General features: G+C 62.1%; 12 protein-coding genes. 11 read left to right on the top strand and 1 reads right to left on the bottom strand.

The window, feature by feature from the left end:
- The first annotated feature begins 163 nt into the window (after positions 1–163).
- From ACX9NZ_RS05775 to ACX9NZ_RS05745, 7 genes are all read left to right on the top strand, one after another.
- Complete coding sequence (locus ACX9NZ_RS05775) at positions 164–1,045, top strand: transporter substrate-binding domain-containing protein (protein WP_199588897.1); 882 nt, start codon at positions 164–166, stop codon at positions 1,043–1,045.
- Positions 1,046–1,214: 169 nt separating this feature from the next.
- Positions 1,215–2,408, top strand: a complete 1,194-nt coding sequence (locus tag ACX9NZ_RS05770) for an amino acid ABC transporter permease (protein WP_199588893.1) — start codon at positions 1,215–1,217, stop codon at positions 2,406–2,408.
- Positions 2,409–2,411: 3 nt separating this feature from the next.
- On the top strand, positions 2,412–3,188 hold the full coding sequence (locus ACX9NZ_RS05765; protein WP_294122561.1) for an amino acid ABC transporter ATP-binding protein: 777 nt from the start codon (positions 2,412–2,414) through the stop codon (positions 3,186–3,188).
- Positions 3,189–3,967: 779 nt separating this feature from the next.
- Positions 3,968–5,269, top strand: coding sequence for an argininosuccinate synthase (locus ACX9NZ_RS05760; protein WP_302741686.1), 1,302 nt, complete (start codon positions 3,968–3,970; stop codon positions 5,267–5,269).
- Positions 5,270–5,306: 37 nt separating this feature from the next.
- Positions 5,307–6,734 carry an argininosuccinate lyase gene (gene argH / locus ACX9NZ_RS05755; RefSeq protein WP_118653561.1) on the top strand — a complete coding sequence of 476 codons (1,428 nt, stop codon included), beginning with the start codon at positions 5,307–5,309 and terminating at the stop codon, positions 6,732–6,734.
- Between the two features lie 392 nt (positions 6,735–7,126).
- Positions 7,127–7,534 (top strand): nucleoside-diphosphate kinase, encoded by a 408-nt coding sequence (gene ndk / locus ACX9NZ_RS05750; protein WP_118653560.1) that lies wholly within the window; start codon positions 7,127–7,129, stop codon positions 7,532–7,534.
- Between the two features lie 201 nt (positions 7,535–7,735).
- Positions 7,736–9,100, top strand: a complete 1,365-nt coding sequence (locus ACX9NZ_RS05745) for an L-cysteine desulfidase family protein (protein WP_407495735.1) — start codon at positions 7,736–7,738, stop codon at positions 9,098–9,100.
- A 177-nt stretch (positions 9,101–9,277) separates the two neighbouring features.
- Here the strand turns inward: ACX9NZ_RS05745 and ACX9NZ_RS05740 are convergent, their stop codons facing one another.
- Positions 9,278–10,024, bottom strand: coding sequence for an HAD family hydrolase (locus ACX9NZ_RS05740; RefSeq protein WP_304292463.1), 747 nt, complete (start codon positions 10,022–10,024; stop codon positions 9,278–9,280).
- Positions 10,025–10,547: 523 nt separating this feature from the next.
- Here ACX9NZ_RS05740 and ACX9NZ_RS05735 point away from each other — a divergent pair.
- The 4 genes from ACX9NZ_RS05735 (at position 10,548) to ACX9NZ_RS05720 (ending at position 13,529) form a co-directional block, all read left to right on the top strand.
- A complete protein-coding gene (locus ACX9NZ_RS05735; protein ID WP_304292462.1) occupies positions 10,548–11,633 on the top strand; it encodes a DUF871 domain-containing protein in 1,086 nt (361 codons plus the stop codon).
- Between the two features lie 41 nt (positions 11,634–11,674).
- Complete coding sequence (locus tag ACX9NZ_RS05730) at positions 11,675–11,827, top strand: hypothetical protein (protein WP_407495639.1); 153 nt, start codon at positions 11,675–11,677, stop codon at positions 11,825–11,827.
- 141 nt (positions 11,828–11,968) lie between these two features.
- Entirely contained in the window at positions 11,969–12,142 is a 174-nt protein-coding gene (locus ACX9NZ_RS05725) for an LPXTG cell wall anchor domain-containing protein (RefSeq protein ID WP_317439985.1), read from the top strand.
- 4 nt (positions 12,143–12,146) lie between these two features.
- A complete protein-coding gene (locus tag ACX9NZ_RS05720; RefSeq protein WP_317439986.1) occupies positions 12,147–13,529 on the top strand; it encodes a glycoside hydrolase family 1 protein in 1,383 nt (460 codons plus the stop codon).
- The last annotated feature ends 19 nt before the right edge of the window (positions 13,530–13,548 follow it).

Raw genomic sequence — 13,548 nt, 5'->3', positions numbered from 1 at the left:
AAACGGAGTATCCTGCCCTACAGCACGCGGAACTTTCACGCATTAAGTTGCAAGGGAGAGGGGGATGGGCCCCCTCTGGTTGCGTCGTGCGGAAGGGGTCTCAGACAAACATTGGAGGTTCATCATGACTCGTGAGACTGTTGACGTATCTATCCAACCCGCTATGCGTTCGCGCAGGGAGTTCCTTAAGCTCTCCGGCATAACGGCTATGAGCGTGGGAGGCATGATGTTCCTTGCGGGCTGCGGCCCCGCTGCCCAGGATGCAGGACAGAGCGGTAGCACCGACGCTTCCGCATCGGCGGCTCAGCTGGGCGATGGCAAGACGCTGCGTGTTGGTATGGAGGCCGCATACGCCCCGTATAACTGGCAGGTCTCCGAGGAGTCTGAGTACACCATTCCAATCGAGAACGTCTCGGGTGCTTACGCCGACGGCTATGACGTCCAAGTTGCCAAGATGATCGCCGAGGGCCTGGGTATGGAGCCCGTCGCGGTCAAGCTCGAGTTCGGCTCGCTGATCGACGCGCTCAACAACGGTCAGATCGATATCGTGTGCGCCGGTATGTCCGTCACGCCCGAGCGCGAGGACGCCGCCGCGTTCTCCGACTCCTATGTCGATGACGACATCATCATGATTTGCAAGAACGATTCGGCCTACGCCGGTGCCACGACGTTTGCCGAGCTTGCGGGCGCCTCGATTCTCGGCCAGGCGGCGACCATGTACGACGACGTGATCGAGCAGATTCCTGACGTCAACCATATGACGCCTGCTGAGACGCAGCCCATGGTCGTCGAGAACCTGATGAACGGTACGTGCGACATCATCACCTATTCCATGCTCTCCGCCCCCAAGCTGCTCGAGGTCTATCCGGAGCTCGTGGTGCTCGACATGGAGGACTCCTTCGAGGATTCCCTCATGCCCGATAACGCCGCGGTGGCCAATGAGAACAAGGCCGTCCTCGACCAGATCAACGAGATCATCGCGGGCATCGATGACGAGGAGCGTCAGGACATGTGGTCCGCCTGCATGGATCGTCAGCCTGCATAACGTATCCAAACCGCCTGCGCGCGGACATAATCTCTTCGGGCGTGGTTGCGCTTCGCTCCACAAAACGCCCTACGAGAATATGTTCGCGCTCGGGCTTTATACATCTTGCTGGGCCGCCATCTCACGATCGGTGGCCGTATCGCTATTATTCAATTAAAGGAGTCGATCCATGACCACCGCATCGGCGGGTGCTCGCCCGCTTGGTCGCTTGGCCTCGTTTGTTTTGGATGATCATCGCTACGTGTTGTTGGGAACGAGTGTGATTGCGGCGATGGGCATGAGCCTGTCCAGCCAGCCGCGCCCCGCACTGAGTTTCCTTGCCGGTGCGTATGCGCTTGAGGTCGTCTTGTACTACCTGCTCGTTGCTTGGCTCGTGCTTGCCGCCGTGGCCTTGGCGTTCAAGCTCGCTCGGTGGAAGACGTACGCGCAGGTGTCGCCCTTTACCCAACCTACCGTTGCGCGCGCGTTGCGCTACGGATCGTATGCGGTGTGCGGTATCACTGCCGTACTCGCGCTCGACCGCCTTGGCATGGGGATCGCATCTGCTTGGCAGGTCGCGGTTACGGCCGAGACGCGTCCCGCCTCCACGCTCGAGAGCATGCTCTATATGCTCTACAACAGTCGCGCCATCTTCTTCTCCGGCTTCAAGACCACCGTCGCGCTCGCGGTGTTCGGCACGGTGATCGCGTTTTTCCTCGCACTGCTCTTGGTGTTCCTGCGCATCCAGGTCATCGACCGTTCCGACAACGATTTCGTTCGCTTTTGGAAAGTCGTGGGCAGCGGTTTCGCGCGCCTTTACAGCACCGTGGTCCGCGGCACGCCCATGATGGTCCAGGCCATGATCATCTTCTTCGGCGTGTTCGCGCTTTTTAAGATGACCGACCTCACCACCACGCAGATCAACGCGATCTGGAGCACGTTTACCGCCGGTCTCGTCACCATCGTCCTCAACTCAACGGCGTATATGATGGAGGTGCTACGCGGCGGCATCGAGTCGGTTGACACCGGTCAGACCGAGGCGGCCCGTTCGCTTGGCCTGTCCCAGTGGGAGGCCATGCGCAAGGTCGTGTTCCCCCAGGGCGTCAAATTCGCCATCCCCGGTCTTTCCAACGAGCTCGTCATCAATATCAAGGACTCGTCGGTCCTTTCCGTCATTGGCACCTTTGACCTTATGTTCGCAACTACCACCGTGGGCGGCATCTACTATGCCAAATTCGAGGCGGCGCTCGTGACGAGCGTGATCTACCTGTGCCTCACCATGATCGCTTCGTGGCTGCTTGGTCGCCTGGCGAACCGCCTCAACGTCAAGTCGGTGAAGCTTGGCAGCACTTCCGATCAGCCCGTCAACGTCGAGGAGCACTAGACCATGGCTATGAACGACAACACCGCCGTTACGGCTCCCGCCGGCGATTACATGGTGCGTATCGAGGGCCTGCGCAAGTCCTTCGGCGACCTCGAAGTCCTGCGCGACGTCAATCTGGAGGTCGCACCCGGCGAGGTGGTGACGATCATCGGTGCCTCCGGATCGGGTAAGTCGACGCTTCTGCGCTGCATCAACCTGCTCGAGACGCCCGACGCGGGACACGTGTGGTTTCAAGGAAGCGACCTCACCGCCGACCACGTGGACGTGAACTCGCTACGCGAGGACATCGGCATGGTCTTCCAGGGATTCAACCTGTTCAACAACATGGATGTGCTGGCAAACTGCACGCTGGCTCCCGTAACGCGCAAGAAGATGTCGAAGGGGGAGGCCGAGACGGTCGCTCTCGAGCACTTGCGCTCGGTGGGTCTGGCGGATTTTGCCCACGCTGCGCCCTCGACGCTATCCGGTGGCCAGAAGCAGCGCGTGGCGATTGCCCGCGCCTTATGCATGCGTCCCAAGATCATGCTGTTCGACGAGCCTACCAGCGCCTTGGACCCGCAGATTGTCGGAGAGGTGCTCGAAGTCATGCGAGGCCTGGCCAGCGACGGTATGACGATGGTCGTGGTGACGCATGAGATGGAGTTTGCGCGCACCGTGTCCGACCGCGTGGTCTTCATGGACAAGGGCGTGATTGCCGAGCAGGGCGACCCCGAGCAGATCTTCACTGCGCCACACCACGCACGTACCCGTGAGTTCCTCTCGCGTTATCTCAAAGAGTAGACAGGCGCTCGCCGCCCCGCGTCTCGGACCGTATCATCCGGCGCTCGAACAGTTTTTCACCTCATCACTTCAATGAGAACGCGCCCCCTCCGCCCATATCATCCCGTGCTCAAACAGCGCTGTCGCGAACTGCGCGCGGGACGATATGGGCGGAGGGGGCGCGGCACATGTTTGGGGAGAGGCGTAGTACGTGGAATTTCTATTCGTTGCCGTAGCCCGTCCCCTGGCGCGCATCATCCGCCGCGAGTTCCGCACGAGCCGAAGGCCACTTAATGTGGCCTTCGTGCGAGCAGGACTGTTCGAGCGCCGGATGATGCGCGCCAGGGGACGGGGTGGTAACAAAGTCGCAACATAACAGAACGTCGCGTGAATCGATGTCACTTTAGGCTACTATAGTGACCAACGATTGACACGGCTGGTTTCGAAGGGATGAGTAACCGTGGCACAGCTTCTGGCTACATATGAGGGCATGGCGCACATCGCCATCATGCCTTGCCAGAACGCCGCCGATGCGGCCGCCCGACGCCAGCGTTCAATCTCCCGACGACGATAACTCGTTGTCTCTGTTCGCATGGAGGTCAAGTCCTCCAAGCAGAGTCCAACTGATATCGTCGAGGGAGGGTCCGCCGCAAGGCGGATTTTTCTTACCAAACGGCCGCACGCGACTCGCGGCGCGTTTGGTGCAATGGGGACGTACCCCAATTGCACCATGTGGGGATATCGCAATCAGTTGGGCTCACCCGTTCTCAAGCCGAATGGCATATCGAAAGGATGAACCCATGAACACCGTGAACACTGTCTCCAAGGAAAAAGTCGTACTTGCCTATTCTGGCGGCCTCGATACCTCCGTCTGCATAAAATGGCTGCAAAACGAGATGGGTCTCGACGTCATCGCCATGCTCGGCAATGTGGGCCAGGAGCACGACGGCCTGGAGAAGGTTGCCGAGAAGGCCAAGATGCTCGGCTGCATCGCCGTCGAAGTGGTCGACATGACCGACGAGTTCGCCTCGGACTACATCACCTGCGCGCTTGCTGCCAATGCCATGTACGAGAACAAGTATCCGCTGCTTTCCGCGTTGTCCCGTCCGTTGATCTCCAAGCACCTCGTTGAGGTGGCTCACAAGTACGGCGCGGCGAGCGTTGCCCACGGGTGCACCGGTAAGGGCAACGACCAGGTGCGCTTCGAGACCTCCATCACGGCCCTCGACCCCTCTCTCAAGGTCATCGCCCCGGTGCGTGAGTGGGACCTCGGCATGCGCCCCGACGAGATTGCTTATGCCCAGAAGCATGGCGTGCCGGTTGCGCAGAGCATCGAGAAGCCGTATTCCATCGACGATAACCTCTGGGGCCGTGCCATCGAGGCCGGCGTCCTCGAGGATCCGTGGGCGGAGCCCCCGGCGGACATCTGGACGATGACCGTCGACCCCGTTGACGCGCCCGACGCGCCCACCTATGTCGAGATCGGCTTCGTCGCTGGCGTGCCGGCGAGCCTTGACGGGCGGGAGCTGCCGCTGGCGGAGCTCATTGCAAAGCTCAACGCCATCGCAGGCGCGAACGGCTACGGCCGCATCGACATGATCGAGAACCGCTACGTGGGTCTCAAGTCTCGCGAGTGCTACGAGGTCCCGGCGGGTCTTGCGCTCATTCAGGCTCACAAGGCGCTTGAGGATCTGTGCCTGGAGCGCGACGTGCTCCACCACAAGCTCGCCCTTGAGCAGCTTTGGGCCGACCAGGTCTACAACGGCCGTTGGTTCAGCCCCTTCAAGCAGGCGCTCGATGCCTTTATGGGCGCCACGCAGCAGGATCTCACCGGCGCGGTGAAGCTCAAGTTCTACAAGGGCGGATGCGTGGTCGTGGGCCGCAAGAGCGCCGCTGCCCTGTACGACCCCGCGCTCGCCACCTACGACAACGACGATGCGTTCGACCAGAAGGCCGCCAAGGGCTTCATCGACATCCAGGGCCTCTCCATCAAGACGTGGGCCACCAAGCAGGCGCAGCTCGCCGGTGCTGGTCAAGATGTCCATTTCGAGGTCGTGGCGGATGCCCAGTCCACTGCTTGCGACCAGGTCGTGAATTACTAACGAAACCGCATCGAGTTTACCTAAGGAGAGCGGATATATGGCACTTTGGGGCGGACGGTTCGAGGGCGGCGTGGATGTGTCCACGCAGGAGTTCGGTGCATCGCTTCCCGTCGATAAGCATCTGTATAAACAGGATATCGCCGGTTCGCGCGCACATGCCGCGATGCTCGCTAAGCAAGGAATCATCACCGAGGCGGATTATGAAGCCATCGCCAGCGGTCTCGCGGCGATTGAGGCCGAGATCGATGCGGGCGCGTTCGTCTTTGACATCAATGACGAAGACATCCATATGGCCATCGAGAGCGAGTTGACGCGCAGGATAGGCGAAGCGGGCAAGCGCCTACACACGGGTCGCTCGCGCAATGACCAGGTGGCCACCGACACGCGCCTCGCCGCCAAGGCTCTTTCCAAGCAGCTCATGGAGGCCAACCTCAAGCTTCGGCAGGTGTTGGTGCGCGTGGCGATCGATAATGGCACGGTGGTCCTGCCCGGCATGACGCACCTGCAGCACGCGCAGCCGGTCTTGCTCTCGCATCATCTGCTCGCGTATTACTGGATGTTCACGCGCGACTTCAAGCGGCTCGATGCGGCGTTTGAGGCCGCGGATGCCTCTCCGCTCGGTGCCGCTGCGCTTGCGGGCACCACGTATCCGCTCGACCGCGTGGCAACCGCTTACGCCATGGGTTTCACGCGCGTGATCCCCAATTCGCTTGACGCCGTGTCCGATCGAGATTTTCTTCTCGATTTGCACTTTGCCTGTTCGACCATGGCCATGCACCTCTCGCGTCTGGCCGAGGAAATCGTGCTGTGGAGCAGCTCCGAGTTCGGGTACATCACGCTGTCTGATTCCTTCTCGACCGGCTCGTCCATCATGCCGCAAAAGAAGAACCCCGATTTCGCCGAACTTATCCGCGGTAAGACCGGGCGCGTGTACGGTAACCTCATGCAGCTGTTGGTGACCTGCAAAGGTCTGCCGCTTGCGTACAACAAGGATCTCCAAGAGGACAAGGAGGGGGCGCTCGACTCCGCTCGTACGCTTAGCCAGTGCCTCGAGGTGATGGCGGGCATGGTGGACACGATGCACATCAACGCCGAGCGCATGCGCGCCGCCTGCAGGGTCGGTCATTTGGCAGCCACGGATGTTGCCGATTATCTCGCCAAGAAGGGCATGCCCTTTCGTGAAGCCCATGCCGTCGTGGGGCATTTGGTGCTGGAGTGCGACCACCGCGGATGCCAGCTGGAGGATCTGCCGTTCGAGGTCTTCCAAGAGGCGAGCCCGTTGTTCGCGCCCGACATTACCTCGGCACTCGATATCGATGCGATTGTCGCCGCGCGCACCACGGAGGGCGGGACGTCGCCTTCCGCGGTGAAGGAGCAGCTCAAGTTCGTTCGCACGTCGCTCGTGGGCGACGAGGCGCGCGTGGGCGGTCTGGGCTATGTAGTCTCCATGGGTGCGGGCGCGTAGGGACCCTTGGGCTCCGGTTGAAGGCGCGGTTGCGGCTCCTGATGCCGCTCTCGCTGGCCACCCGACCGAGGCCGCGCCTCCGTCGGGTGGCAATTGCGGCAAGACACCAGCTCCGGGTGGTCGCTGCGTCCCGGATACCGATGCGACCCGGATGGCGCCTCTGCCCGAACACCGTTGCGGTTCGGACGTCGTTGCTGCATCGAGAGTTAACTCTCGATGGTGATTTCCCGCAGATAGCTGAATTGAAGCGTTCCAAAGTGAACTTTGGGAGAGGGTGGAGAATCGTCAAGGGTGGCATGGGGTAAGATGAGGCCAGCGCGTCGCCGTCAATGAAGGCTCCTCATGGGTGCCCGACCTGCGCGCACCGTTGATACCTGTTGAAAGGGGACGTCATGCCCGCTATGGAGCAGACCTTCATCATGATTAAGCCCGATGCCGTGCGTGACCGCAAGACCGGGCTCATCATCGACCGCATCGAGCGCTCCGGTCTTACCATCGAGAAGATGGAGAAGTGCGTGCTCGACGACGAGACCGTCAAGGTCCACTACGCCCACCTCGCCGACAAGCCGTTCTTCCCCAATCTCGTCGCGTTCATGACGAGCGGTCCCGTGGTCAAGATGGTCGTCTCGGGCCTCTCCGCAGTCTCCAAGATGCGCACGCTCATGGGCGCCACCAACCCGCTTGACGCCGCGCCCGGCACCATCCGCGGTGACTTCGCCGTCGATGTGAACGCCAACGTCATCCACGGTTCCGATTCGCTGGAGAACGCCGCCATCGAGATCGAGCGCTTCTTCGGCTAGTTTCCCAGTTGGAGACGTAGTCCAATTGCAAGCCGTGTCGGGGGTCGAATCGCACGGTACCCCCTAACGACCCCGCGCCATCTGCCTAACGGCGGACGGCGCGGGGTTTGTTATGGCGCGGAGCCGCTCGGGTTCGCTACACTGAAGAGCATCGGACATACGAACGAGGGGGTTCCCGTGGCAGAGAAGAGCGTAGACGAGATGACGGTTGAGGATCGCGACGCCGCGTTGGGGGACCTGCTGAACGGAGAGCTCATCTGCGCGCTGGGATGCACGGAGCCGATTGCGCTGGCGTATGCCGCCGCCCTTGCGCGCCTGGTGCTCGGCTGCGAGCCCGAGAAACTCACGGTGGGCTGTTCGGGCAACATCATCAAGAACGTCAAGAGCGTCACGGTCCCCAACTCGGGAGGTATGCGTGGAGTTGAGGCCGCGGCGGTTTTGGGCGCCGTGGGCGGTGACGCTTCGGCCGCCCTTGAGACGCTTGAGCGCGTCACCGATGCCGACATCGCCCACACGCGCGAGCTGCTCGCTCGAGAGGGCTATATTGATGTCTCCCTCATCGAGGGCGTGCCCAATCTGTATATCGAGGTGCGCGCCGAGGCTTTCGGGCATGCGGCGGAGGTCGCCATCTCGGAGCACCACACCAACGTTGTCCGCTGTACGCGCGACGGCGTACCCGCGATCCAATTGTGCCCCGCCGCGCGAGCCGAGCGTGACGTCGAGGACGCGTGCTCGGGGACGTGCGCGCTCATGAGTGCCGTCTCGGTTCAGGAGGCCGCCGAGGATGTGTCTCAGGCGGCTCCGGTGCCGGGGTTGTCGCTCGACGTCATCCTCGATTACGCTGAGTCGGGCGATATCTCTCGCGCCCGGGCATCTCTTGAGCGCCAGCTCGCGCTCAATGCCGCCATCTCTGCCGAGGGCCTTGAGAACGCATGGGGTGCCGAGGTCGGACGCACGCTGCTCGCCACGCGCGGCGACGACCTCGCCTGCCGCGCCCGGGCCCGCGCCGCCGCTGGTTCCGACGCCCGTATGAGCGGTTGCGCCCTGCCCGTCGCGATCGTATGCGGCTCGGGCAACCAGGGCATCACGTGCGCCCTGCCGGTGCTCACCTACGCTGAGGAGCTCGGCATCGAGGGGGAGCGTCTCACGCGCGCCCTTGCGCTGGCGGACCTCGTCGCCATTCATACCAAGAGCTATATCGGAGCTCTCTCCGCGTTCTGCGGCGTTGTGTGCGCCGCGTGCGGTGCGGGCGCGGCCATCTGCTGGATGCGCGGCGGCACGCGCGAGCAGATCGGCGCGACGGTGGTGAACACCCTCGGCAACGTGGGCGGCATCGTGTGCGACGGTGCCAAGGCGAGCTGCGCGGCGAAGATCTCCGCCGCGGTGGATGCCGCCATCCTGGGATGCGACATGGCGCTCGCTGGCCGCGGCTTCCGCGCGGGTGAGGGCATCGTGCAAGACACCGTCGAGGAGACCATCGCCAGCATGGGTTACGTTGGCCGCGTGGGCATGAAGGACACCGACGTCGAGATCTTGAAGATCATGACGGGCGAGACACGGTTGTAGGCGTGCTGCCTCTGCCTATGTGGCAGCTTCGCTTACAGAGATGATCCGAGCGCGTAATGTCGAAAAATGAGGACTGTGAAACGCTTCATTTTCTACATTCCGCTCTCAGCGCAATATTGGTCTTCGTTTGAGTTCGATGCCGCTCCTGGGGTGTATTCGGGTGAAGGCTCCATGGCGTCAGTCGCCCGTGCAGAACCGCTCTTCGATCTCGTCAAAGCCCTTGGCGAAGTCCGCCATGCTGCCGCACCAAAGGGCGCGCGGCTGGTTGCCGTTGCCCACGTAGGCGGTCTTGAGCCCGATTGCGGGGGAGGGGAAGTCGCGCTTGGGGTCGTTGCCTACCATGAGCGTCTCCTCGGGGGCGAGTCCGAGTTTGCCGAGCGCCTCGAGGTAGTAGCCGGAGCACGGTTTACAGCGCGTCGAGTTCTCCCAGGTGGTCACGAGCTCGAAGGGCATGCCGAGCATGTCGCCCCAGCCCATGCGACACTCGATGCAGGCGCGCGAGAAGCTCGGGTTGGTGAGGAGGGCGATGCGCATCCCGCGATTGAGTACGGCCTCAATCGCCTCGTGGGCTCCCTCGCGTGGACGCGCGGCGATGAGGCGGTCGTTCTTCTTGGGGAGGATCTCGCGCTCGTAGAACTCGAGCATGTCGAGGATTGCGGGCTCGAGCAGGGGCACGCCACAGCGGCGCTCGACCTCATCGGCGAAAAACCGCTGGTTCGTCCGTATGTCGCCCTCGGCGCGCTCTCCGTTGTTGAGCTCCAACATGGCACTTCCCACCGAGGTGAAGAGCGCCACGGTACTCTTGCGTGCCGCTTGGGCGAGAAGGTTTGCCTCATCAAGTGCGAACATGCCGATGAAGGCGTTCAGGTTGATGCTGAGCAGCGTGTCGTCCATGTCGAAAACAACCGCTTTGAGAGCCGTCATGAACGCCTCCTTTCCGTTTATATGGGCATGTTTATGAATTATGCCCATAATCGCTGCGTTCCAGCCATGGAAATGAATGAGGGCTGCAATCTCCTTGTGGCATGGCGGGGGAGGGTGGCCTCGAAGTACCTGAGCCACGCTTTCCCGCCGTTGCCCTGCATCGTCCCTCGTACCTTCGCATCGCCTTAGCCGCGACCGGGCGGGGCGTCGTCTCCCTCATGGCCCTTCGCCGCCGTCGTCTCTGCGCGCGACATGCCGGTGGCTAGCCGGAGACGTTTTTCGTCGCTTGCCCCCATCCGCTCACCGGTAAATCGCTACCGTTCGCGGTTTTACTCGATTATGCAGACTAAAATTAAATCGATACAAATAGCTGGCATTACGCCAAGAAATAGCGTTTTAGCACCTGAGAGGGGTGGAGTATTCCTACTGCCGGACTCCAATTGAATCGATATAATTCCAACCACCAGATGCACACAATTGCCGTGTGCGCCGACGCAGGCCACGTGAGGAAGGACGTCCGCGTATGAAGTGGGGTATCTCCCTGTATCCGGAGCATTCGACGGTTGAGCAGGATTGCGCATACATCGAGCGCGCCGCGGCACACGGCTTTAGCCGCATCTTCTCCTGCCTGCTGTCGGTCGAGGGGGATCCCGATCAGGTCAAGCGCGAGTCTGCCGAGCTCACCTCCTGCGCCCACGCGAACGGCATGGAGGTCGTCTTCGACGTCGCCCCCAGCGTCTTCGCCAAACTCGGCATCTCCTATGACGACCTCTCGTTCTTCCACGAGATCGGCGCCGACGGCATCCGCCTCGACGAGCCCTTCCAGCCCAGCCAGGTCGCCGACATGACCCGTAACCCCTACGGTCTCATGATCGAGCTCAACGCCAGCTGCGCCGATGGCATCCTGGCCGCGACGCTCACGCATGATCCCGACCGTGCGCGTCTCATTTCCTGTCATAACTTCTATCCGCAGCGCTTCAGCGGCCTCGACACTGCCTTCTTCGAGCGTGAGAGCGCAATCGTCTGCGAGCTTGGTGTGAACCTCGCCGCGTTCATCGGCATCCCCCGCGCCGATGCCTTCGGCCCCTGGCCCCTGCGTGAGGGCCTCGTCACCCTCGAGTGCCATCGCGAGCTTCCGCTCGACTTCCAGGCGCGCCACCTGTCCGCCATTGGCCTGGTCGACGACATCATCATCTCCAACTGTTTTGCCACCGAGGAGGAGCTGGCTTCTATCGAGCAGATCGATCGCTCCCTCGTCCAGATGCGTCCTGTCGCCGATTCCGGCTTGACCGACAACGAGCGCATGGTCGCTCTCTATCCCAAGCACAAGGTCCGCGGCGACCTGAGTCCCTATCTGCTGCGCAGCACGTGGTCGCGCGTCGAGTTCGCCGACCTCGACATCCCGGTGCGTCCGGTCGGCCGCGACCTCAAGCGCGGCGACGTGGTGGTTGTCAACAACGCCAGCCCCCGCTATAAGGGTGAGCTGCAGCTGGTGTTGCAGGACATGCCCGATGACGGCACGCGCAACGTGGTTGGCACCTTGCCCGCCTACGAGCAGATGCTGCTCGACTACCTGGATTCCTGGTCGCGCTTCGGCATCCTGCTCTAGGGAAGTACAACGTAACCCAAGAGCTGTTATTTCCCTGGATTATGCCCGTTGGCCTGTACGCCTTCTTCGCCACCGGCGGCAACGTCATGGCCGCGCTCGTCGCGCTCCTGAACCTCGCTGTCTCCTTCATCATCTGGCTCCCGTTCGTCATCCTTGCGAACAAGGAGCAGGAGAAGACCGAGGCCGCTGCCTAGGCGTTAAGGGCTTCGGCTTTCAACGATTGATTCGCGTGGCCCACAGTGGTTGCATATGCTCCATGCGGGTCACGCCCGTCGGCCGCCGGTGGTCTGCTGACTCGCCGGTGGCCCTTTTACCTAGAGGAAGGTTTGCTACTCATGGGATTTCGATCTCCTTGGGCCGTTTTCATCATGGGCCTGGGCTTCTTCTTCATCGTGATGTCGAATTTCGGTGCCGCCGCCGGCTCTGAGATGAGCCTCGGCCTGCTCGTGGGCGGCTTGGCGATCGTCATCCTGAGCGGCATCTACCTGTTCGTAAAGAGAAAGAGGTAAGACGATGGACGTCAAGTTCCCGGAAGGGTTCTACTTCGGTAGTGCCACGAGCGCGGCCCAGGCGGAGGGCGCCCATACCGCCGATCACAAGGCCCCGGATATCTGGGACCTCTGGTTCGAGGAGGAGCCCTACAAGTTCCACGGCGGCGTCGGTCCAGCCGACACGTCGACGTTCTTCGAGCATTGGCGCGAGGATATCGAGCTGCTGCACGAGACGGGGCAGAACTCCTTCCGCACCTCGATCAGCTGGTCGCGCCTGCTGCCCGACCCGGAGGGCGACCCCAACCCCGAGGCCGTCGAGTTCTACCGCAACGTGTTCGGCACGCTGCGCGACGAGGACATCGAGCCCTTCGTGAACCTGTTCCACTTCGACATGCCCGTCGCCCTGCAGGAGCGCGGCGGCTGGGAAAGCCGCGAGGTCGTCGACCTCTACGAACGCTATGCCCGCATTGCGTTCGAGCTGTTCGGCGACGTCGTCAAGCGCTGGTACACGTTCAACGAGCCCATCGTGCACGTGGAGTGCGGCTATCTGCAGCAGTACCACTATCCCTGCAAGGTCGACCCTAAGGCCGCGGCACAGGTTGCCTACCACACGGCGCTCGCCAGCGCGCTGGCTGTTCGTGCCTGCCATGAGGTCCTGCCCGACGCCAAGATCGGCATCGTGCTCAACCTCACGCCCGCCTATCCGCGTTCCGAAAATCCCGCCGACGCTCGCGCCGCCCACATCGCCGAGCTCTTCGCCAACAAGAGCTTCCTGGACCCGAGCGTGCACGGCGCTTACGATCCCGAGCTCGTCGAGCTCATCAAGAAGCACGGCCTCATGCCCGTGGTCGACGAGACCGATCTCGCCATCATCCTCGACAACACGGTGGATTACCTGGGCGTTAACTTCTACCAGCCCTTGCGCGTCTGCGCCCGTGCGAGCCTGCCCAACCCCGAGGCGCCCTTCATGCCCACGTACTACTACGACGTGTACGCCATGCCGGGTCGTCGCATGAACCCGCACCGCGGCTGGGAGATCTATCCGCACGCGCTGTACGACATCGCCATCAACCTGCGCGACAACTACGGCAACATTGAGTGGATCGTGTCTGAGAACGGCATGGGCGTCGAGGGCGAGGAGAAGTTCCGCGGACCCGATGGCGCCATCCAGGACGACTATCGCATCGACTTCATCAAGGAGCACCTGACCGAGCTCGCCCGCGGCATCGATGAGGGCTCCAACTGCATCGGGTATCATCTCTGGACGTTCATCGATTGCTGGAGCTGGCTGAACGCCTACAAGAACCGCTACGGCCTGGTTGAGCTCGACCTCGAGACGCAGGAGCGCCGCATTAAGAAGAGCGGTCGCTGGTACAAGCAGCTCGCCGAGTCCCGCGGCTTCTAGCGACACGAGGGCGCCCTTG

The organism is Collinsella sp. BM28 (assembly GCF_054551995.1).
Note: the sequence above shows the minus strand (reverse complement) of the source record. Positions and strands in the feature narration are given on the sequence as shown.